Annotated in this window: 23 protein-coding genes; 8 read left to right on the forward strand and 15 right to left on the reverse strand. The window is 55.3% G+C overall.

Features of this window, described 5'->3' with window-relative positions; genetic code table 11:
* Positions 1-2: 2 nt before the first annotated feature.
* The 8 genes from AC2FAJ_RS14275 to zapE all read right to left on the reverse strand — a co-directional run bounded on the left by AC2FAJ_RS14275 (position 3) and on the right by zapE (position 7,212).
* The gene (locus AC2FAJ_RS14275; protein ID WP_048999219.1) at positions 3-1,493 is read right to left on the reverse strand and encodes an MFS transporter; all 1,491 of its coding nucleotides are present in this window, start codon (positions 1,491-1,493) and stop codon (positions 3-5) included.
* Positions 1,494-1,605: 112 nt separating this feature from the next.
* Positions 1,606-2,499 carry an N-acetylneuraminate lyase gene (nanA, locus tag AC2FAJ_RS14280; protein ID WP_447087682.1) on the reverse strand — a complete coding sequence of 298 codons (894 nt, stop codon included), beginning with the start codon at positions 2,497-2,499 and terminating at the stop codon, positions 1,606-1,608.
* Positions 2,500-2,621: 122 nt separating this feature from the next.
* On the reverse strand, positions 2,622-3,404 hold the full coding sequence (gene nanR, locus AC2FAJ_RS14285) for a transcriptional regulator NanR (RefSeq protein WP_280029669.1): 783 nt from the start codon (positions 3,402-3,404) through the stop codon (positions 2,622-2,624).
* Positions 3,405-3,506: 102 nt separating this feature from the next.
* Complete coding sequence (gene sspB / locus AC2FAJ_RS14290) at positions 3,507-4,007, reverse strand: ClpXP protease specificity-enhancing factor (RefSeq protein ID WP_028014588.1); 501 nt, start codon at positions 4,005-4,007, stop codon at positions 3,507-3,509.
* Positions 4,008-4,012: 5 nt separating this feature from the next.
* Positions 4,013-4,651, reverse strand: a complete 639-nt coding sequence (gene sspA, locus AC2FAJ_RS14295) for a stringent starvation protein SspA (protein WP_028014589.1) — start codon at positions 4,649-4,651, stop codon at positions 4,013-4,015.
* 307 nt (positions 4,652-4,958) lie between these two features.
* On the reverse strand, positions 4,959-5,351 hold the full coding sequence (rpsI, locus tag AC2FAJ_RS14300; RefSeq protein WP_003860436.1) for a 30S ribosomal protein S9: 393 nt from the start codon (positions 5,349-5,351) through the stop codon (positions 4,959-4,961).
* A gap of 15 nt (positions 5,352-5,366) precedes the next feature.
* A complete protein-coding gene (rplM, locus tag AC2FAJ_RS14305; RefSeq protein WP_006178824.1) occupies positions 5,367-5,795 on the reverse strand; it encodes a 50S ribosomal protein L13 in 429 nt (142 codons plus the stop codon).
* Positions 5,796-6,087: 292 nt separating this feature from the next.
* A complete protein-coding gene (zapE, locus tag AC2FAJ_RS14310; RefSeq protein WP_041907841.1) occupies positions 6,088-7,212 on the reverse strand; it encodes a cell division protein ZapE in 1,125 nt (374 codons plus the stop codon).
* A gap of 189 nt (positions 7,213-7,401) precedes the next feature.
* On the opposite strand from zapE, the gene zapG reads away from it, so the two are divergent.
* From zapG to degS, 3 genes are all read left to right on the forward strand, one after another.
* Complete coding sequence (zapG, locus tag AC2FAJ_RS14315) at positions 7,402-7,800, forward strand: Z-ring associated protein ZapG (protein ID WP_010436126.1); 399 nt, start codon at positions 7,402-7,404, stop codon at positions 7,798-7,800.
* A 170-nt stretch (positions 7,801-7,970) separates the two neighbouring features.
* Positions 7,971-9,338 (forward strand): serine endoprotease DegQ, encoded by a 1,368-nt coding sequence (gene degQ, locus AC2FAJ_RS14320; protein WP_047364739.1) that lies wholly within the window; start codon positions 7,971-7,973, stop codon positions 9,336-9,338.
* Between the two features lie 92 nt (positions 9,339-9,430).
* Positions 9,431-10,498: an outer membrane-stress sensor serine endopeptidase DegS gene (gene degS, locus AC2FAJ_RS14325; protein WP_028014593.1), complete on the forward strand. Its 1,068-nt coding sequence runs from the start codon at positions 9,431-9,433 to the stop codon at positions 10,496-10,498.
* A gap of 87 nt (positions 10,499-10,585) precedes the next feature.
* On the opposite strand, the gene mdh is transcribed toward degS, so the two are convergent.
* The gene (gene mdh / locus AC2FAJ_RS14330; RefSeq protein ID WP_028014594.1) at positions 10,586-11,524 is read right to left on the reverse strand and encodes a malate dehydrogenase; all 939 of its coding nucleotides are present in this window, start codon (positions 11,522-11,524) and stop codon (positions 10,586-10,588) included.
* A 397-nt stretch (positions 11,525-11,921) separates the two neighbouring features.
* Between mdh and argR the strand changes: the two genes are divergently transcribed.
* From argR to yhcN (AC2FAJ_RS14345), 3 genes are all read left to right on the forward strand, one after another.
* Positions 11,922-12,392, forward strand: coding sequence for a transcriptional regulator ArgR (gene argR, locus AC2FAJ_RS14335; protein ID WP_008502836.1), 471 nt, complete (start codon positions 11,922-11,924; stop codon positions 12,390-12,392).
* A 375-nt stretch (positions 12,393-12,767) separates the two neighbouring features.
* Positions 12,768-13,031 carry a peroxide/acid stress response protein YhcN gene (gene yhcN, locus AC2FAJ_RS14340; protein ID WP_014885423.1) on the forward strand — a complete coding sequence of 88 codons (264 nt, stop codon included), beginning with the start codon at positions 12,768-12,770 and terminating at the stop codon, positions 13,029-13,031.
* Between the two features lie 109 nt (positions 13,032-13,140).
* Positions 13,141-13,407 (forward strand): peroxide/acid stress response protein YhcN, encoded by a 267-nt coding sequence (yhcN, locus tag AC2FAJ_RS14345; protein ID WP_028014595.1) that lies wholly within the window; start codon positions 13,141-13,143, stop codon positions 13,405-13,407.
* A 61-nt stretch (positions 13,408-13,468) separates the two neighbouring features.
* Here yhcN (AC2FAJ_RS14345) and AC2FAJ_RS14350 read toward each other — a convergent pair whose 3' ends face one another.
* The 5 genes from AC2FAJ_RS14350 to aaeX form a co-directional block, all read right to left on the reverse strand.
* Entirely contained in the window at positions 13,469-13,741 is a 273-nt protein-coding gene (locus AC2FAJ_RS14350; protein ID WP_485454253.1) for a barstar family protein, read from the reverse strand.
* Between the two features lie 45 nt (positions 13,742-13,786).
* Entirely contained in the window at positions 13,787-15,241 is a 1,455-nt protein-coding gene (locus tag AC2FAJ_RS14355; protein ID WP_028014597.1) for an NAD-dependent succinate-semialdehyde dehydrogenase, read from the reverse strand.
* An 89-nt stretch (positions 15,242-15,330) separates the two neighbouring features.
* Positions 15,331-17,298: a p-hydroxybenzoic acid efflux pump subunit AaeB gene (gene aaeB / locus AC2FAJ_RS14360; protein WP_047364742.1), complete on the reverse strand. Its 1,968-nt coding sequence runs from the start codon at positions 17,296-17,298 to the stop codon at positions 15,331-15,333.
* 5 nt (positions 17,299-17,303) lie between these two features.
* Positions 17,304-18,236, reverse strand: a complete 933-nt coding sequence (gene aaeA, locus AC2FAJ_RS14365; RefSeq protein ID WP_028014599.1) for a p-hydroxybenzoic acid efflux pump subunit AaeA — start codon at positions 18,234-18,236, stop codon at positions 17,304-17,306.
* Positions 18,237-18,243: 7 nt separating this feature from the next.
* Positions 18,244-18,447, reverse strand: a complete 204-nt coding sequence (gene aaeX, locus AC2FAJ_RS14370) for a p-hydroxybenzoic acid efflux pump operon protein AaeX (protein WP_003860416.1) — start codon at positions 18,445-18,447, stop codon at positions 18,244-18,246.
* Positions 18,448-18,626: 179 nt separating this feature from the next.
* Between aaeX and aaeR the strand changes: the two genes are divergently transcribed.
* Entirely contained in the window at positions 18,627-19,553 is a 927-nt protein-coding gene (aaeR, locus tag AC2FAJ_RS14375; protein WP_028014600.1) for an HTH-type transcriptional activator AaeR, read from the forward strand.
* A gap of 217 nt (positions 19,554-19,770) precedes the next feature.
* Positions 19,771-20,385 carry a YagU family protein gene (locus AC2FAJ_RS14380; protein ID WP_032644925.1) on the forward strand — a complete coding sequence of 205 codons (615 nt, stop codon included), beginning with the start codon at positions 19,771-19,773 and terminating at the stop codon, positions 20,383-20,385.
* 46 nt (positions 20,386-20,431) lie between these two features.
* Here the strand turns inward: AC2FAJ_RS14380 and tldD are convergent, their stop codons facing one another.
* Positions 20,432-21,877 (reverse strand): metalloprotease TldD, encoded by a 1,446-nt coding sequence (gene tldD / locus AC2FAJ_RS14385; protein WP_028014602.1) that lies wholly within the window; start codon positions 21,875-21,877, stop codon positions 20,432-20,434.
* Positions 21,878-21,958 lie beyond the last annotated feature (81 nt).

Consider the following 21,958-nt stretch of genomic DNA (forward strand, 5'->3'; position numbering starts at 1 on the left):
GATTAACTTTTGCTTTTGGCTAAAGCGCTTTTATCGCCGCCAAACGGGACGGCTCCGCTGAAAGGTTTACCGTCGATGGCGTCGTGGGTTCGAATCGCCTCCGGCCGCAGCCAGCGCTGAACGCGGGACGGCATATCCAGTCCAATCAGCAGGATCACCACAAAGGTAAGGCCGAAGGAGAGCGATCCCAGGGCTGTGCCCAGCGCCATATTCTGCGACAGCAGCGCGCCAATCACCGGGGCGATCGCCCCGCCCAGCGCCCCGACGTTATAGGTAAAGCCCAGACCCGCCGCACGCTGGTCGGTGTCGAAATAACCGCCGATAAGTTTCGGTAAGATCCCCGAGATCCCCTGCCCCAGCATCTGCTGGAAAAAGAGCAGCAGGCCCAGCACCCAGACATTTGCGCCACCGATCGCAAAGACGGGAACGATCAGCAGCTGTGAGGCCAGCAGGCTACAGACGTAGGCCTTCCGGGTGCCCAACCAGTCGCCGAGAAAACCACCCACGCAGCAGCCTACAGCCGCGCCGAAGCCGCTAAAGAATAGCACCTTCGCCACCGTTGACGGATCATAGGCCAGGTCGGTTTTCAGATACGTGGGTAATAGCGCCTGAATCGGCCAGGAGTAGAGGAACGCGAAGAGCACGACAACCATCAGCGTGACGCCCGTAGGCCAGCGTTTACCGCTGCTTTGCACCATAAAGCTGATAAACACAATGGCGCACAGCAGGCCGAGAATAACCACCAGCCCGGCGTTGTTGAGTTCGCCGGCAAAGCAGAACCACAGCGCCGTGCCGGCAAACAGCGTCATCGCCATATTGATCAGGCGGTATTTGCCGCGATAAAGAATATCAACCATTGTACGTACCGGCGCCTGACCTTCGTGCTTCGCTTTCCAGTCTTCAGCCTCCGGAATATTTTTCCGCAGCCACAGGGCAAAGACGATGGGCAGGATGCCGATAAAGAACAGCGCTCGCCAGCCCCAGACGGGCACGACAAGGCTGTAGACCTGGGCCGCAACCACGGCACCGATGGAGAAGCCAGAAATCAGAAAACCACTCGCCTTATTGCGCAGGTGTTTCGGCCAGCTTTCGATGACGTAGGTTGCGCTGGAGCCGTATTCCCCCGCCATCCCCATACCAATCACCATGCGGGCGATAAACAGGGTGACGTAACCCGGTGCAAAACCGCAGGCCAGCGTACCGCAGGAGAAGAGTACGATGCTGGTTATCATTGCCAGCTTGCGGCCATAGCGGTCGCCCATGGCGCCCAGCAGCAGGCCGCCGAACCAGCGCGAAATAAAGGCCGCCGAAATGAGGCTCGCCGCTTCAACGGTCGTGAGGCCAAATTCACTTTTAATTTCTGTCAGGACTAAGGCAATCAGAACAAAATCGAAGCCATCAAGCAGATATCCCAGCCAGGCGGCGGAGAAGGCGCGCCACTGAGGGCGGCTTAGATGGCGGTACCACGGGATGCTTTGGGTAGACTTACTCATTTCACTCTCCCGACGATTTCTCTGTCGTTTTGCCGGATGACGGCTGCGCCTTATCCGGCCTACGTATCGCGTTTTTGTAGGCCGGATAAGCGACGCGCCATCCGGCAGTGCGTTAGCGTTTTTCCGCCATTAACTGCTCCGCCAGCGCCTTCAGCGCCGGCACGAATCTCTCGTCTACAGGGGCAAACGGTTTACGGCACAGCGGCACGGACACCACGTCCATGTAGTGCAGAACCGTTTTCAGACCACGGAAGACCCCGGCTTTAATCAGCAGGTCGATGACCTTGTTGCATTCGCTTTGCAGGCGCTGTGCGGTGGCGTTATCCCCCTCACGAACCGCGTTGGCGATAGCCCGGTAGCGCCAGCCCATAATGTTGTAGGTGCTGCCGATCCCCCCGTCCGCGCCGGCCAGCAGGCCGGAGGCAAAGATTTCGTCATAGCCGTTGTAGAGCACCAGATCCGGATGCTCACGGCGGATCTGCTCCATCTGGAACAGATCGCCGGAGGTTTGTTTTAACGCGCCGACGCCGGGCAGCGTCACCAGAGTGTTGACCTGATCCAGGCTTAGCTTCACGCCGCTTAACGCCGGGATGTTGTAGACCACCATCGGCAGACCATCCGCCGAATCAATAATTGCACGGTAGTGATCGCAATGTTCTTCAAAGCTAAAGGGGTAATAAAACGGCGTGACGGCGGACACGGCGTCAAAGCCCAGGCGGGCTGCGGCGGTGGCCAGCTGCTGGCTTTCCGCAGTGCTCACGCAGCCAACGTGGGCAATGAGCGTGATTTTTCCTTTCGCCTCCTCCGCCACGATCTCCATCACCAGCTCGCGTTCAGAAAGGCTTTGGACAAAGGCTTCCCCCGTTGAACCGCCGACATAAAGCCCGTCGATGCCCTGCGCAATATTGAACTGCACCAGACGGCGCAGGCTCTCCTTATCCAGCGCCTGCTGTTGGGTAAACGGAGTCAGAAGGGCGGCCATTACGCCGCGGAGTTGCGTTGCCATAGATACCTCAATCATTCGTGTGTTTGTTATAGCGATATACCTTTATACCTGTTATACCAGATCAATTAAGCAGCAGTGGAATACAGAACGCTTATATTGCGATCTGCTTCACTAAAGGATCGTTACTTTTTAACTTTTGAATGCTGGCCGAAGGCGTGCCAGGTAGCGGAAACGCTGTTGAGGTGAGTTTGCAACGCCCGATCGGCTTCATCGGGATCGCGGCGGCGGATCGCGTCAACGATCGCGATATGCTGGCGATAGCTGGCTTCGTTATGCTGATAAAGCTCAGCGTCCGGCACTGTAGGACGCGCCGCGATTAGCCAGTCGAGCAGCGCAACGTGGATCGCGTTGAAGATTGGGTTGCCGGGGATCTCCGCCAGCACGCGGTGAAAATCGACGTCGGATCGAATGAACAGCGCGTTGTCATCCAGGGACTGGCTGTTGATCTCCAGCGCTTTCGTCAGCCGCGCAATCTGATCGTCCGTGGCGTACTCTGCGGCATAACGCACGAGGCTGGATTCAAAGAACAGACGGAGCTGCTCAAAATGGGCAATACCACCGGGCTGGGTCAGAAAATCTTTCGCCATCCCCGACAGCTCGCTGATGATGGTATCGGCAGACGGCAGGGTGACGCGGGCGCGTTCACCGTTGTTAATCTGTACCAGACCTTTACGCTTCAGCGCCGCCAGCGCTTCGCGCACCGAGGGGCGACCCACGTTGAAGAACGCCATCAGCTCGCGCTCGGAGGGCAGTTGCTCTCCCTGGGCAAATTCCTTCCGGCGGATCATCTGCTCCAGCTCTTCTTCCACCATATCCGACAGCTTTTTGCGCGTCAGCGGTCGGCGACGCAGGCTGCGGCCAAGGGTTTCATCTGAGTTTTCAGCGTTACGATCGGTCGAATTCATTGCAGTCCGGTGCCATTGAAGGAAAACGCTGCATCATAACACAGGAAATTAGAGGGGGCGAAAAGGGGCAGAAAGCAAAACAGGCCCGTCGGGCCTGTTTGTTTATTTCACAACGCGCAGTGCGGGACGACCACCGCGCGGTGGCGGTTCATCATCGGGACCCTCGTCGTCGTCCTGACGATCGGGCTTGTCGCCATCAATCACAGACATTACCGGGTCGCTTTCGCGTTCATCGGATGCCTCATCGTCATTCAGGCTGGCAACCTCTTCATCATACGCCGCTTCCGGCTCGAACATGGTGCCTGCACCGTTTTCACGGGCGTAGATAGCCAGAACCGCAGCCAGCGGAACGGAAACCTGACGCGGCACGCCGCCGAAACGCGCATTAAAGCGCACTTCGTCGTTTGCCAGCTCCAGGTTACCCACTGCACGTGGCGCAATATTCAGTACAATCTGTCCGTCGCGTGCGTATTCCATTGGAACCTGCACGCCCGGCAACGTCACATCCACAACCAGGTGCGGCGTGAGCTGGTTATCCAGCAGCCATTCATAGAAGGCGCGCAGCAGATACGGACGGCGTGGGGTAAGTTGTGACATTTCCACAGTCATTAGCCTCGGCCGAGACGCATTTCACGTTCCGGTTCAGTTAAAGATGCCAGGAAAGAGTCGCGCTCAAATACGCGAGTCATATAGCCTTTCAGCTCTTTTGCGCCAGGGCCGCTGAACTCAACGCCCAGAATTGGCAGACGCCACAGCAGCGGGGCCAGATAGCAATCCACCAGGCTGAACTCGTCGCTCAGGAAGAACGGTTTCTGACCAAACACAGGGGCAATTGCCAGCAGCTCTTCACGCAGTTGCTTACGCGCAGCGTCGGCTTCAGAAGCGGAGCCGCTGGTAATGACGTTCATCAGCGAGTACCAGTCTTTTTCGATACGCTGCATGTACAGGCGGCTTTCACCACGTGCAACAGGGTAAACAGGCATCAGCGGCGGATGCGGGAAACGCTCATCCAGATATTCCATAATGATACGGGATTCCCACAGGGTCAGCTCGCGATCCACCAGCGTCGGTACGCTTTGGCTCGGGTTGAGATCGATCAGATCCTGAGGCGGGTTATCCTTTTCCACATGCTCGATCTCAAAACTGACACCCTTCTCGGCCAGCACGATACGAACCTGATGGCTATAAATGTCAGTAGGACCAGAAAACAGCGTCATTACCGAACGTTTGTTGGCAGCGACAGCCATGAAAACCTCCAGGTATATTCAGAATTTTTACTGCTACCAGCCCAACGGGGCCAGCCAGATGAAGTATCGCCCATCCCAGAGAAGACACATTGTTCAAGAATCGAACAAAAATCGAGTATTCACCGATATTTGGGCAGAAAATTGGATGATAGTTTACCAGATTTTGATGGCTTTGTGGTGAGGGGATGCCGGAAATGTGGAAAAAGAGAAGATATATGAAATGTTACTGTGGATAACCTGCGCATTATCCATAAAAAAACCCGCCGAAGCGGGTTTTTCGCCAATCGTTCTGCGTAAGCAGAATGGATTAACGTTTGGAGAACTGTGGACGACGACGTGCTTTACGCAGACCCACTTTCTTACGTTCAACCTGACGAGCGTCACGAGTAACGAAGCCAGCTTTACGCAGTTCAGAACGCAGGGATTCGTCGTACTCCATCAGAGCGCGGGTGATACCGTGACGGATCGCACCTGCCTGACCGGAGATACCACCACCTTTAACGGTGATGTACAGATCCAGTTTTTCTACCATATCAACCAGTTCCAGCGGCTGGCGAACTACCATGCGGGCAGTTTCGCGACCGAAGTACTGTTCCAGAGAACGCTGGTTGATTACGATTTTACCACTGCCCGGTTTGATGAAAACGCGAGCTGCGGAACTTTTGCGGCGACCAGTGCCGTAGTATTGATTTTCAGCCATTGCCTATAATCCCGATTAGATGTCAAGAACTTGCGGTTGCTGTGCCGCGTGGTTGTGCTCGTTGCCTGCGTAAACTTTCAGTTTACGGAACATAGCACGACCCAGTGGGCCTTTTGGCAGCATGCCTTTAACCGCGATTTCAATCACACGCTCAGGACGGCGGGCAATCATCTCTTCAAAGGTCGCTTCTTTGATACCACCGATGTGGCCGGTGTGGTGGTAGTACACTTTGTCAGTACGCTTGTTGCCGGTAACAGCAACTTTGTCAGCGTTCAGAACGATGATGTAATCACCGGTATCAACGTGCGGAGTGTATTCCGCTTTATGCTTACCGCGCAGGCGACGAGCCAGTTCAGTAGCCAGACGGCCCAGAGTTTTACCGGTCGCGTCAACAACATACCAGTCGCGCTGTACGGTTTCTGGTTTAGCTGTAAAAGTTTTCATTAAAAGCTTACCCAAATAATAAGTTACACGTTGGTGAACACCCAAACGTTTAGTCAGTTGAGGTTCACACGACAAAGTCCGGCAAACCTACCCCTTCGAATAGCACATGCCGACACATAGAAAGTTTCGGGAAAAAAACCTTCTCGTAACGTGGGGTCGCAAGATTATAGAGAAGTTGAGGTCAAAGATCGACCCTTAAATGTGATTTGGAATGGGTTTTTCGGGGGGCGCGTTTGTGCGGTCTGGTGCCCTCACTCCCAGCCCCTCTCCCAGTGGGAGAGAGGAGCATTGATTAGGGCATATGCTCACGCTTGAGATACTCTTCGCTCTGCATCTCTTGCAGGCGCGAGAGGCAGCGCTGGAACTCAAACTTCAGCCGCTCGCCCTGGTAGATCTCATATAAAGGCACCTCGGCGCTGACGACAAGCTTGACGTGGCGCTCGTAAAACTCGTCCACCAGCGCAATGAAGCGCCGCGCTTCGCTCTCCATCAGCCGCGTCATCACCGGCACATCCAGCATCATCACGGTGTGGAACAGGCGCGAAAGTGCAATATAGTCATGCTGGCTGCGGGCATCCACGCAGAGCGTCGCAAAAGAGACCGCCAGCGTCTGGTTTTCTACGCCAAGGGTGGGTAACGGGCGATGGTTAATCTCCAGCGTCGGTGCGTTTTCGCGTTTTGCGCCCGCCAGCGCCAGCCAGAGTTTATCCATCTCGCGAGCGGTATCGGCGTTTAACGGCGAAAGCCACAGGTGCGCCTGCGTTAACGTGCGCAGACGATAATCGACACCGGCATCGACATTCATGATGTCGCAATGCTGTTTGATAGCATCAATGGCCGGCAGGAAACGCGCCCGCTGCAGGCCGTTGCGATAGAGTTCATCCGGCGGGATATTCGACGTGGCAACGAGCGTGATCCCGCGGGCAAACAGCGCTTTCATCAGTCCGCCTAACAGCATGGCGTCGGTAATGTCAGAAACAAAAAACTCATCGAAGCAGAGCACGTCCGTTTCCGCCTTGAACCTGTCAGCCACAATCTCCAGCGGATCGCTTTTGCCCTGCAGCGCTGTCAGCTCTTCATGCACCCGCAGCATAAAGCGATGGAAGTGGAGGCGCTGTTTACGCTCCCCCGGCAGGCTGAGATAAAACAGATCCATCAGCCAGGTTTTTCCGCGACCGACGCCGCCCCACATATATAAACCGCGCACCGGAGCCTGAGCCTGCGGCGCTTTTTTGCCGAGCAGTCGGCCAAACGCCGCTTTGAGCCCACCACTCTGTTCTACTTCAGCAGGTTTTGCCGTGAGCGCCTGATAAATCATCTCCAGACGGTTTACCGCCTCACGTTGAACGTCATCAGGCTGATGAGTACCCTCATTCAGGGCCAGTTGATATCGCGATGCAGGGGACAGGATTTGCATAATCTTATTGTTATTCCTTCAATTAATGCTCATCAGCAGGCGTGACTGATGAAAAAAAGGCCGTTCTACACTACGCGATGATACGTCAGGATTCCACTTCTGCGGAAATAGCGGTTATAGTGGCATTATCAGGCACAGGCAGGAGCCGAGCCAACACCCTACGGAACAACAAGACAACGGGAGAAGTTCATGACCTGGGAATATGCGCTAATCGGTTTAGTCGTCGGCATCGTGATCGGTGCTGTGGCCATGCGTTTCGGTAACCGCAAATTGCGTCAGCAGCAGTCACTGCAGTACGAACTGGAAAAGAATAAAGCAGAGCTGGAAGAGTATCGCGAAGAGCTGGTCAGCCACTTTGCCCGTAGCGCTGAGCTGCTGGACAACATGGCGACCGACTACCGTCAGCTGTATCAGCATATGGCGAAAAGCTCCAGCAGCCTGCTGCCGGAAATGACCGCGGAGACTAACCCGTTCCGCAACCGTCTGGCCGACTCAGAAGCGGGTAACGATCAGGCTCCGGTTCAGATGCCACGCGACTACTCTGACGGCGCGTCCGGCCTGCTGCGCGGTGGCGCAAAACGCGATTAATCGCACAACATAAATATATTTTACGGGCGCATCTCTTGCGCCCGTCCTTTCTTCCCGTCCCCAGCTATTATTTAGTCAAACACCTCATTGTTCAGCGGTATAAAATTCAATAACATCATCATGATTTTGGGCCGTTCTTCTTTCATTCCAGGATACGAGAGTCAGCATCAATGAAGAAAAAAAACCAGCTGTTGAGCGCTATAGCGTTAAGTGTCGGGTTATCTCTCTCGGCGTCCTTCCCTGCCGGTGCGGCGCTGCCTTCGCAGGTGCCGGGACAGGCAGCCACTCCCAGCCTCGCGCCGATGCTGGAAAAAGTGTTGCCCGCGGTCGTGAGCGTTCAGGTAGAAGGCACGGCGGTTCAAAGCCAGCGCGTACCGGAAGAACTGAAAAAATATTTTGGCGATGAGTCCCCCAGCCAGCAGGCTCAGCCTTTTGAAGGCCTGGGCTCTGGCGTCATCATTGATGCGGCTAAAGGCTATATCCTGACCAATAATCATGTCATCAGCCAGGCCGATAAAATCAGCGTCCAGCTGAACGATGGTCGTGAATTTGATGCCAAACTGATTGGCGGCGATGATCAGAGCGACATCGCGCTATTGCAGGTGCAGAACCCGAGCAACCTGACCCAGATTGCCATTGCGGATTCCGACAAGCTGCGCGTCGGTGATTTTGCCGTCGCCGTGGGCAACCCCTTTGGTTTAGGTCAAACTGCCACCTCCGGCATAGTCTCGGCGCTGGGACGCAGTGGCCTGAATCTGGAAGGTCTGGAAAACTTCATCCAGACCGATGCCTCAATCAACCGGGGCAACTCCGGCGGGGCATTACTCAACCTTAACGGCGAGCTGATTGGCATTAACACGGCAATTCTGGCTCCGGGCGGCGGCAGCATTGGGATTGGCTTTGCGATCCCGAGCAATATGGCTAAAACGCTGGCGCAGCAGCTAATCCAGTTCGGCGAAGTCAAACGTGGACTGCTGGGTATTAAAGGCATGGAGATGAGCGCGGATATCGCGAAAGCGTTCAATATCAACGTGCAGCGCGGTGCGTTTGTCAGTGAAGTGCTGCCAAACTCCGGCTCGGCAAAAGCAGGCATCAAATCGGGCGATGTGATCGTCAGCCTTAACGACAAGCCGCTGAGTAGCTTTGCTGAACTGCGTTCGCGTATCGCCACCACCGAACCGGGGGCCAAAGTGAAGCTGGGCCTGATCCGTGACGGTAAGCCGCTGAACGTCGAAGTGACGCTGGATAAAAGCACCTCGTCCTCTGCCAGCGCGGAGCTTATCGCCCCGGCGCTGCAGGGGGCAACGCTAAGCGATGGGCAGTTGAAAGACGGTACGAAAGGCATTCGCCTGGACACCGTCGAGAAGAGCAGCCCTGCCGCGCAGGCCGGATTGCATCAGGAAGATGTCATCATTGGCGTGAACCGCAATCGCGTGCAGTCCATTGCCGAACTGCGCAAGGTGCTGGAGAGCAAACCGGCGGTCATTGCCCTGCAGGTCATGCGTGGCAATGAGTCTATCTACATTCTGTTGCGCTAAGCATTTGCGATCCCGGACATCACCGCTGCGTGTGATGTCCGGATAACTCATGTTATGCTGCAAATCGTTCCTTTTTTCACGACACGCGCATCATGCTTTTAAAGCTCTTACGTTCCATTGTCATCGGTTTGATTGTCGCTGGCCTGCTGCTGCTGGCGATGCCGTCTTTGCGTCAGTTTAATAAGCTGTCTGCCCCCCAGTTCGACAGCACGGATGAAACGCCGGCGACCTATAACCAGGCCGTTCGCCGTGCCGCCCCTGCCGTGGTTAACGTTTATAACCGCGGCCTCAACAGCTCAGCACATAACCAGCTTGAGATCCGCACCCTTGGCTCCGGGGTGATTATGGACGAGCGCGGCTACATTATTACGAACAAACACGTGATCAACGATGCCGACCAGATCATCGTCGCCCTGCAGGATGGCCGCGTGTTTGAGGCGTTGCTTGTGGGTTCAGACAGCCTGACCGATCTGGCCGTGCTGAAGATTAACGCCACGGGCGGATTGCCGGTCATTCCGATCAACCGTAAACGTACGCCGCACATCGGCGATGTGGTGCTGGCGATCGGTAACCCGTACAACCTGGGCCAGACCATCACGCAGGGAATTATCAGCGCGACCGGTCGAATCGGCCTCAACCCGTCAGGACGGCAGAACTTCCTGCAGACGGATGCATCAATCAACCACGGCAACTCCGGCGGCGCGCTGGTCAACTCGCTGGGCGAACTGATGGGCATCAACACCCTCTCGTTCGATAAAAGCAACGACGGCGAGACGCCGGAAGGGATCGGCTTTGCTATTCCGTTCCAGCTGGCGACCAAGATTATGGATAAGCTGATCCGCGACGGACGCGTGATCCGCGGCTATATCGGTATCGGCGGGCGCGAAATTGCGCCAATGCATACTCAGGGCGGCGGTATCGATCAGATTCAGGGCATCGTCGTCAACGAGGTGGCACCGGGTGGCCCGGCGGCTAACGCGGGGATTCAGGTTAATGATGTCATCGTGTCGGTTAACGGCACGCCGGCAGTCTCTGCCCTGGAGACGATGGACCAGGTGGCCGAAATTCGCCCTGGCTCGATCATCCCTGTGGAAATCATGCGCAACGATAAGAAAATGACGCTGCACGTGACGATTCAGGAATACCCGGCAACAAATTAGCCCATAAAAAAACCGAAGCACTTACTGGCTTCGGTTTTTTTGCCGGGTGGCGCTAACGCTTACCCGGCCTACGGGAGACACTTCGTTTTACTTGTTAACGAACTCTTCACCCAGAGTGATATCTTTCTTCAGCGTGTCCAGCATGCCTTCCATCGCGTTTTGCTCAAACGCGCTCAGCGTACCGATAGGCTTACGCTCTTCAATACCGTTTTTGCCCAGCAGCAGCGGCTGAGAGAAGAAGCGAGCATGTTCGCCGTCGCCTTCAACGTAAGCGCATTCAACAACGCCTTTCTCGCCCTGCAGGGCGCGAACCAGTGACAGACCGAAACGTGCAGCCGCCTGGCCCATAGACAGGGTTGCAGAACCGCCACCCGCCTTCGCTTCCACCACTTCGGTGCCCGCGTTCTGGATTCGTTTGGTCAGGTCAGCCACTTCCTGCTCGGTGAAGCTCACGCCCGGGATCTGGGACAGCAGAGGCAGAATAGTCACGCCAGAGTGGCCGCCGATAACCGGCACTTCCACTTCTGTTGGCTGTTTGCCTTTCAGCTCAGCAACGAAGGTGTTGGAACGGATGATATCCAGCGTGGTCACGCCGAACAGTTTGTTTTTGTCGTACACACCCGCTTTCTTCAGCACTTCGGCTGCGATAGCAACGGTGGTGTTCACCGGGTTAGTGATGATACCGATGCATGCTTTCGGGCACACTTCAGCGATCTGCTGCACCAGGTTTTTCACGATGCCCGCGTTGACGTTGAACAGGTCTGAACGATCCATGCCTGGCTTACGCGCCACGCCTGCAGAAATCAGGACCACGTCAGCACCCTGCAGCGCAGGACGCGCATCTTCACCGGAGAAGCCTTTGATTTTTACAGCGGTCGGGATGTGGCTCAGGTCAACCGCCACGCCTGGGGTTACCGGAGCAATATCGTACAGGGAGAGTTCTGAGCCTGAAGGCAGTTGGGTTTTCAGTAGTAGGGCAAGCGCCTGGCCGATACCACCAGCAGCGCCGAGGACTGCGACTTTCATCCTAAACTCCTTATTATGGTTAACTTAAGTATCTGTAAATCCGTTGCCGCGACCTTAAATCAGCATGTCTTTAATTACAATTTTCGAAGCTAAAGAATTTGAGGTCACACGACTTTATCTCTCACCAGAAAGCTATCTGACGACAGATGGCAACGAATTAAGAGGTGGTTACAATACACCCTGCCACGCCACCAAAACAACATCATTTTGATAACATTTAATTTACTTTTAAGCTTATTTGCGCGGCGTGACCCAGGCATGTTTTCTGATAACGAAATCTGATAAAATCACTCCCTTTCATAACATTATTTCAGCCTGCCGTTGAGCAGATAATTTGCATAAAAATTCATCCACATGCATAATAATGTTGTTTCTTTCGTCATATTCCGGGTGACTTATGCGAAGCTCGTCTAAGCAAGAAGAATTGGTAAAAGCGTTTAAGGCGCTACTTAAAGAAGAGAAATTCAGTTCTCAGGGAGAAATTGTTCAGGCGCTGCAGGAACAAGGCTTCGATAACATCAACCAGTCGAAAGTCTCCCGCATGTTAACCAAGTTTGGCGCGGTGCGTACCCGCAACGCCAAGATGGAGATGGTCTATTGCCTGCCGGCTGAACTTGGCGTGCCGACCACCTCCAGCCCGCTCAAGAATTTGGTTCTGGATATCGACTATAACGACGCCGTTGTGGTCATCCACACAAGCCCGGGTGCCGCGCAGCTGATTGCCCGCATGCTGGACTCGTTAGGTAAAACAGAGGGTATTCTCGGCACCATTGCCGGTGATGACACCATCTTTACCACCCCGGCTAGCGGTTTCTCCGTGAAGGATCTCCACGAAGCGATTCTGGTTCTGTTCGAACAGGAACTGTAATTCGCCCTCCCCCGTAGCGCCGCTGCGGGGATCATTCTGCTCTCGCATCATTTCCCCCTTTATTTCACTGCCCTTGCTTTGACGATTAGTGCTTTTTACCACTCATTAACATTCATCCAGTGAATAGCAATCCCGTAAATCGCACAAAAAATCAAAAAGCATTATCCCTATGATTTTCTTATAAATACCAGCACAAATTGCTCACAAAACACCCAACATTATGCAATTAGGTTATAAAAAAAAGCGTGTTTAACACGTAATAACAAGGGAAACCATTAGTCTGGTATTAATTTTTTACGTTATTAGTGTATACTTGATTTTGTGATGAGGGTCACGAAACAAGACCCCACTAAAAAATTCGACGAGGTAAGAATCATGAAAATCAAAACTACTGTAGCGGCGCTGAGCGTCCTGTCTGTCCTGTCCTTCGGTGCTTTCGCGGCTGACGCTATTAATGCTGACCAGGCGCAATCCCGTGAGGCAATCGGTACGGTTTCTGTCGGCGCTGTTGGCACGTCTCCAATGGACATGCATGAGATGCTGAACAAAAAAGCGGAAGAAAAAGGTGCGTCATCCTATCGCATTATCGAAGCACGTTCCGGTGACCACTGGCACGCTACCGCCGAGCTGTACAAATAAGTTTAAGTAATCACTGAAGACATAACTCTCCACTCAACGGCACCAGGCATAAAAATAGCAGTTCAACCCTTCTCGCCGTTGAGCAAAAACCTGTTCAGGAGTAAAGACTATGAAAACCAAATTGATCATCGCAACCCTGGGTCTGGCATCCGCTCTCTCTTTCGGCGCAAGCGCAGCCGTACAGCAAGTGAATGCCGATCAGGCACAAAATCTGCAGCCAATGGGCAGCGTCTCCGTAACGTCAGTCACCGGCTCCCCGATGGACATTCGTCAGGAACTTGCCGCCAAAGCTGAAAAAGCAGGCGCCAGCAGCTATCGCGTCACCGAACTGAATCAGGGTGACCACTGGCACGCCACGGCTGAACTGTATAAATAAACCCTCGTCGTATCTCATCATACGACTTGCCCCTGGCCTCGTGGTCAGGGGCTTTTTTCATTTAATGCCGCGCGTTAAAGCGAAGCTGTCCTTCAAGCTCTTCCTCCGCTTCATCGAAGAGTAATATCAGCGCGCCGAAACGTCTGCGCAGCTTATCGGGCAGATGGATAAACTCAATCTCCAGCGGTAGCGGCAGCATGCTGCCGGTGACCACGTCCCACAGCGTATCCAGATTGGTCACGCTTTCCCGTTCAAGATTAAACGCCCGGATAAATTCCCGATAAAAGTCTTCCTGACTGTCGATTTCGTCAAAATCAAAAGTATAGGTTTTCATTGCCAGCCACCCAGTCCAGGCGGGCGGCAGATGCCGCCCAGTCTATTATAATCCCCCGATATGCAGGGTTTTAACTTCCAGATACTCTTCCAGCCCCAGCACGGATCCCTCACGTCCAAGACCGGACTCTTTTACTCCGCCGAAAGGCCCCAGCTCGGTGGAAACGGCGCACTCGTTAATGCCAATCATCCCGCTCTCGATGGCCTGTGAAACGCGGAAAACCCGGGAAAGGTTCTGGGTGTAGAAGTAAGCCGCCAGCCCATAAGGCGTGTTATTCGCACGCTGGATAACTTCATCTTCCGAGGTGAAGCGGAAACACGCCGCAACCGGACCAAACGTCTCTTCTTCTGCCAGCTTCATGCCTTCGTGACAGTCGCCCAGCACGGTTGGCATCCAGAAATTACCGCCCAGCGGATGGGGTTTGCCGCCCGCCAGCACGGTCGCCCCTCGTGTGACAGCATCTTCAACATGCTCACGGACCTTGTCGACCGCGGCGGATTCAATCAGCGGCCCGACGACGACGCCGTCCTCAAGGCCATTCCCCACCTTAAGGGCATTAACCGCATCTGCGAGCTTATTCACAAACTTGTCGTAGACGGTTTCCTGAATGTAGAAGCGGTTCACGCTGACGCAGACCTGCCCGGCATTGCGGAATTTATTGGCAATTGCGCCTTTTACCGCAGCCTCGATGTCGGCATCCTCAAAGACGATATACGGAGCATTTCCCCCCAGCTCCATCGAGACTTTTTTCATGGTTTCTGCGGCGTTGCGCACCAGCGTTTTGCCGACGGAGGTCGAACCGGTAAAGGAGATTTTACGCACATCGTGGCTGGCCATGATCGCATCGCTGATTTCATGGGTATTTCCGGCCACCGCGTTGAGCACACCGTCGGGCACGCCCGCCTGTTTTGCCAGCGTCAGCAGCGCAAAGGCGCTGAGCGGCGTGTTATTGGCCGGTTTGATGACACCGGTACACCCGGCTGCCAGCGCCGGGCCTAGCTTGCGGGTGAGCATCGCCATCGGGAAGTTCCACGGCGTGATGGCCGCGACCACGCCGATGGGCTCACGGGTCGCCAGAATGCGCGAGCCGGGCTTGATTGGCGGAATAATCTCACCGTTCGCGCGCTTGGCCTCTTCGGCAAACCACTGGATAAAGCTGGCGGCATACTCCACTTCCCCTTCCGCCTCTTTCAGGGGCTTGCCCTGCTCGGTGGTCATTAACCGCCCGAGCCAGCTTTTATTTTCAATAATCAGTTCGTACCAGCGGTACAGAATCGCCGAACGCTCTTTCGCGGTTTTGGCACGCCATGCCGGGAAGGCTTTGGTGGCCGCTGCGATCGCTTCTTCGGTTTGCGCTTTCCCCGCTTTCGCAACTTTAGCGATGACCTCACCGGTCGCGGGGTTCAGCACATCAAACGTTGTGTCCAGCGTTTTCCAGATGCCGTCGACCAGATAGCCGGTCTGAAAAAGGGTGTTGTCCTGAAGCGCCTGAGTCGTCATGTGTCCTCCCTTCCTGAATGTAAGTACGTGCTGGAATAAGTATAGCCACAAAAAAACCGGCGCTTTTGGCGTCGGTTTTTTTACTTCAGTCAGTTATCCGTGAGGGCATTCTGGTAGCGATGCAGCATAAACACCAGCCGCCCTACCGGCTCGGTCACCTGTGGCGGCGCTTGCCAGTGCTTGAGTTTTTCCTGATAAATATCCAGTTCTTCAAGCAGTTGGGTAAAGTAACGACGGCGTTTGTCGTCACTGCTGGCGGAAAGCACATGGTCGGCGGTACGACGCAGCTGACGGTGGAAGGCCGAGAGATCGTCGTTGATCGGCACCGGCGCGTTGCGCAGACGCTGGTGCGCGATGATCATGGTTAACGCCAGGCGGAACTTCGCTATGTCGCCCGGGAACTTGTTCAGCAGTAAAAACAGCTGCTGGTAGAGCGCGGGCAGGTGGTTCTCTTTACGACGCGCGGTATTGGTAGTCATCGACGACACGGCAGCCGATACAAACTGGTTCAGCAATACGCGCCCCGTCCGCGCCTGCGAGTTATCCCGGACCAGCAGAATCACCATCATCGCCAGGAAGCAGCCCACCAGCTGACCCAGCGCGCTGTCGAGGAACTGGCTGAAGTGGAAGGTCATCGGGTTATCCAGCACGATGATGTTAATCGTACTCGCCAGCGCCCCCAGCGATCCCAGGCGGCGCTTTTGCACTTCAATGCCGATAAAGAACGCCATCACTGCCAGGCTAATACAGAGCAGCAGCATGCTCTGCTGCGTCGACGGGATGATGACCAGGAAATAGAGCGCGCCTATCGGCAGCGCGGCGATGGTGCCGTAGAGGAAATCAATGGCGACCATGCGCGGGTTAGGCAGACGCATCGCCAGTGCGGTCACGACGGCAATCATCACCATCGCGCCGCTGCCGGACGTCCAGCCCGTCCACAGCCAGAACAGCGTGCCGAGCATACAGGCAAGCGTGGTACGCCAGAAGTTGACCATCGCGTGATGGCGCTCGGCAGACTCCGCCTTGATCACCACTTCGCCCTGGAGCACCTCTTCTTCCGCCGCGCTGATTTTGGTGTTACCGATCACGCCGCGCTTAAGCAGCAGATAGCGCGTTGCGGCCCCAACCCAGGTGTAGATCGTCACCGGCGTCTCGCGCTCCCCGGTCCAGGCAATCACCCGGCGCATGCGCTTAAGCTGCTTATGCACGTCCTGTACGGTCTCTACCGGCTCGGCAAACAGCTCACGGAACGTGTCGGTGACCGCTTCCGGGCGGGTGTTCTGGATAAGATAGGTTTCGCAGGCCTGGGTAATCAGCGTTAAGGAGACGGTATTCAGGGCTTTAAGGCGACGATTCGCCCGCGCCCAGCGAGACGACTCCATATTGAGGTTGCTGCGCATCCCTTCCAGCGCCTGCGTACGACGAACCAGCCCGCTCCAGGCTTTATCCACCTCTTCGCTGTCGCCGTGTTTAATGCACAGCTGCATCAGCTGGTACTGGGCAACGATCAGCGCGTCCAGCTCGCGATCCACCTCTTGCTTGATCGAGCGCGGGGAGAAAAGCAGGTCAGCCACGATCGCGCAGACAATACCAATCACAATCTCGCTGCAGCGCTCCACGGCAAACTGCGGCGCGAGCAGCGGTTCGCTTTGGATGGTGATGACAATGATCAGCGCGGTATAGCCCGCCAGCCCCCAGGCGTAGGAGTTCTCCACTTTTACCAGAGACGAGACCCAGGTGCAGAAGCCTGCCCAGATGCAGCACACCATTAGCATCAGCAGCGGCGTGCGGATCATCAGAATAATAATGGTCAGCGCCGCGAAACAGCCGATAAACGTCCCGATGATACGCAGCATCCCGCGATAGCGGATCGCACCAGAGTAGGGTTCTCCACCCGCGGCGAAGGCAGGGCCCGCCGCGACAATCGCGGCGGTCAGCACCGCCCAGCGAGGGGTTTCAAGCTGGAAGTGGAAGCCAACGAACAGCGCCAGCACGATGGCGCACGCCAGCTTCACGGCGAAGCGAATGTGCTGGCTGGCGATGGAAAAGATACCCATGGCGATTAACCAAACTCGCGCAGGCGATGGGCAATTTTACGGAAGAGGGAGTCCTGGCTGGCATCCCGATCTTTTTCTCCGGTGATCACCACCGTCGCCGTGGTACCCGCTGGCCACAGGTTGCCCTGCTGCTCATCCAGATGAATACGTACCGGCACGCGTTGCGCCAGACGCACCCACTCCAGGTTAGAATCCACCGTCGCCATCCCTTTGGCATCGTTAGAGCTGCTGGAGTTGGTTACCCCTGCGGCAACGCTGTCGACGGTACCTTTAAAGACGCGGTTGCTGCCAAGCGGCGTGACTTCTGCGCGATAACCCGGACGAACGCCCTCCAGCTTGGTCTCTTCCATATAGGCGAGCACGTAGAAGGAGTTCTGTTTAACCAGCGCCACGGCGGTTGAGCCACGGGTGATAAACTCCCCGGCATAGACGTTCAGGTTGGTCACCCAGCCATCGGCCGGCGCGCGGATCACGGTACGCTCTAGGTCGAGCTTCGCCAGATCGCGCGTTGCCTGCGCTTTCGCTAACTGGTGCAGCACGGTTTGCAGCACGTTGTTGGACTGGTCAATCTCTTCGCGGGACATGGCCTGAACGCCAAGCTGGTTACGACGGCCTGCCTCACGGCGTTTCTCTGCGGCCAGCGCCTGGTAATAGGCCACGTCTGCTTCTGCTTCCTCCAGCGCCTTCTGGTAACGAGGCTGGTCGATGGTGAACAGGACCTGATCTTTCTTCACCAGCTGGTTATCGTGAACGTTAACCGCCGTGATAAGGCCGGCCACGTCGGGGGCAATTGCCACCACATCGGCGCTAAAGCGCGCGTCACGCGTCCACGGTGATTCGGTGTAATAAACCCAGGCGCGAAAAATAGCGATGAACGCGAGGATAACCAGCGCCATGGTAATGGCGGTGCGGGAGATTTTTCTTGTTAGCGTTTTCACATCAACCTCAGACAAACATGCGCGATATCAGGTAAAACAGGCAGCAATACAGCGCGGTATTGAACAATGCAGGGTGCCAGACGAAATCGTAGATCCCGGTAGGGACCAGCACCTTGCGCACCAGCCAGAAGATCGCCAGTGATAAAAGAAGCTCGAAAAATATCGGTGGGAACGACAGACCGAACACCACGATAACGGGAAACAGACTCATGTTGACCTTGATAAGAGAGAGTGCAGGCTTCAGAATTTTTTAGCGCACGCCACCGCAGGAGAGCAAGAAACGCCGGGCGAGAATGGCGCAGCCGTTATGTAATTAATAATATATTAACGTAACTGTTATGCTGTTATCTATCATATGTGATCTAAATCACTTTTAAGCCAGAGTGAACAATGGAACGTTTAAAACGCATGTCCGTCTTCGCCAAAGTGGTTGAACTCGGCTCATTTACCGCCGCTGCGCGCCAGCTTCAGATGAGCGTCTCATCCATCAGCCAGACGGTGTCCAAACTGGAAGATGAGCTTCAGGTTAAGCTGCTCAACCGCAGCACCCGCAGCATCGGGTTGACGGAAGCCGGTAAAATTTACTATCAGGGCTGTCGCCGCATGCTGCATGAAGTGCAGGATGTTCACGAACAACTCTATGCCTTTAACAACACGCCCATCGGCACGCTGCGTATAGGGTGTTCTTCAACTATGGCACAAAATGTTCTCGCTGCCATGACGGCGGACATGCTGAAAGAGTACCCTGGGCTTACCGTCAATCTGGTGACGGGCATCCCTGCCCCAGACCTGATCGCCGATGGATTAGACGTGGTGATCCGCGTTGGCGCGTTGCAGGACTCCAGCCTGTTCTCACGTCGCCTCGGAAGCATGCCGATGGTGGTCTGTGCCTCGAAGAGCTATCTGGCGCAGTACGGTGTGCCGGAGAAACCTGCCGATCTCGCTAACCACTCCTGGCTGGAGTACAGCGTCCGCCCCGATAATGAATTTGAACTGATTGCTCCGGAAGGGATCTCCACCAGGCTGCTGCCGGAAGGCCGGTTCGTCACCAACGATCCGATGACCATTTCGCGCTGGCTGGTGGCCGGCGCCGGGATCGCCTACGTGCCGCTGATGTGGGTGATCAATGAGATCAACAGCGGCGTGCTGGAGATCCTCTTCCCGCGCTATCAGTCCGATCCACGCCCGGTCTACGCCCTGTATACCGAGAAGGACAAGCTGCCCCTCAAAGTACAGGTGTGTATTAACTATCTGACCGACTATTTTGTCGACGTAGCAGAGCTGTTTCAGGGAATGCGCGGAAGAAGAAAGGAATAAGTAATTAATTTCTGAAATATCCGCGCCATTAATATTTCAGGATGAAGCCGGCCTTCATCCAGGAATATTCTTTAGCTTCTATCAGGAATAGCGAATTGACACTGCCGCCGCCTGCCCTTTACCTTATAAACAGTCTGGCATTCAGACTGTTATTATTTTGTTGCTGATTTGAATAATAAAATGTATTTCGCAGGATGACGTTAAACAAGGAAACGAAATGAATCTATTTGAACAAACACCGCCGTCACGCAGGCGCTACGGACTCGCCGCGTTCATTGGCTTAATTGCAGGAATTGTCTCCGCGTTTGTCAAATGGGGAGCCGAGGTACCACTCCCGCCACGCAGTCCCACCGATTTATTTACCGGCGCATGCGGCCCTGAGCAATTAATAAGAGCCGCAGGCCAAATAGATTGCTCCCGCAATTTTTTAAATCCACCCTATGTTTTTTTACGCGACTGGCTGGGCGTAGTTGATCCTAACGCAGCAGTTTATACCTTTGCCGGACATATATTTAACTGGGTCGGCGTCACGCATATTATTTTCTCAATCGTCTTCGCGGTTGGGTATTGTGTCGTTGCTGAAGTCTTCCCGAAAATTAAACTCTGGCAGGGTTTGCTGGCGGGTGCATTGGCACAGCTTTTTGTTCACATGCTCTCCTTCCCGCTGATGGGGCTGACGCCACCGCTGTTTGATCTGCCCTGGTATGAACACGTGTCAGAGATCGTGGGTCATCTGGTCTGGTTCTGGTCGATCGAAATCATTCGACGTGACTTGCGTAACCGCATTACTCACGAGCCGGATCCGGAGATCCCGCTGGGTAACTTACGTTAAAAAAATGGCGCTACATCTGTAGCGCCATTTTTTATGTTTGCTCAGGTCAGGCCGTGCCGCCCACCGTCAGATTATCCACTTTCAGCGTTGGCTGACCCACACCAACCGGCAGGCTCTGGCCTTCTTTACCGCAAACACCCACGCCGTTATCCAGCTTCAGATCGTTACCGACCATGGAAATCTGCTGCATCGCTTCAATGCCGGAGCCAATCAGCGTCGCGCCCTTCACCGCTTTGGTCACTTTGCCCTTCTCAATCAGGTACGCTTCTGAAGTCGAGAAGACAAACTTACCGGATGTGATATCCACCTGGCCGCCGCCAAAGTTTGGCGCAAAGATACCGTAATCCACGGATTCGATAATCTCCTGCGGCGTGGATTTGCCCGGCAGCATATAAGTGTTGGTCATGCGCGGCATCGGCAGGTGCGCGTAAGATTCACGGCGGCCGTTACCCGTTGGCGCTACGCCCATCAGGCGCGCGTTGAGTTTGTCCTGCATGTAGCCTTTCAGAACGCCGTTTTCGATCAGCACGTTGTACTGGCCTGGCGTACCTTCATCGTCGATAGAAATCGAGCCGCGGCGGTCAAGCATGGTGCCATCATCTACTACGGTGCAAAGCTCAGAGGAGACGAGCTGTCCGATCTGGCCGCTGAACACGGACGTCCCACGACGGTTAAAATCGCCTTCCAGACCGTGGCCCACCGCTTCGTGCAGCAGCACGCCCGGCCAGCCTGCGCCCAGCACCACCGGGAATGTCCCGGCCGGCGCCGCAACAGCATTAAGATTCACCAGCGCCATGCGCACGGCTTCTTTAGCCCACGCGTCAGCGCGCGCTTCGCCGTCAACATCACCCAGGAACCAGTCATAGCCGAAACGACCGCCGCCGCCGCTTGAGCCGCGCTCGCGTTTGCCGTTGTCATCGACCTGCACGCTGATGGAGAGACGCACCAGCGGACGCACATCGGCCGCCAGCGTACCGTCCGTTGCCGCCACCAGAATCAGTTCATACACACCGCTCAGGCTGGCGGAGACTTCCTGAACACGTTTGTCGGCGGCGCGGGCCACTTTGTCCACGCGGCGCAGGATGTCCAGCTTCTCTTCACGGCTCATGCTCTGCAGCGGGTCGATGCTGGTATAAAGCGCGGAGTGCTGCACTTCACCCAGGGTTTTCACGCGACCGTCGCCGGCATCGCGCACAATGGTACGCGCGGCCTGAGCGCTCTGCTCAAGCGCGGCCAGGCTAATCTGGTCGGCATAGGCAAAACCGGTTTTTTCGCCGCTGATGGCGCGCACGCCGACGCCCTGGTCAATGTTATATGAGCCATCTTTGATGATGCTGTCTTCTAAAACCCAGGATTCGTGATAGCTCGACTGGAAATAGAGATCGCCGTAGTCGAGACGGCGTTCGGTCAGTTGACCAAGAATGGAGAACAGGTCCTGATGGCTCAGGCCGTTCGCTGCGAGCAAATGTTCACTTACCAGGTTCAGACTCATCGTATTGCTACTCGTTCGTTGCCGCCCGTGGCGGTATAAAGATCGTATTTATTGAGAGTGAGGCAATTACCAGCCCACGTC

The organism is Enterobacter cloacae complex sp. 385G4 (assembly GCF_057320665.1).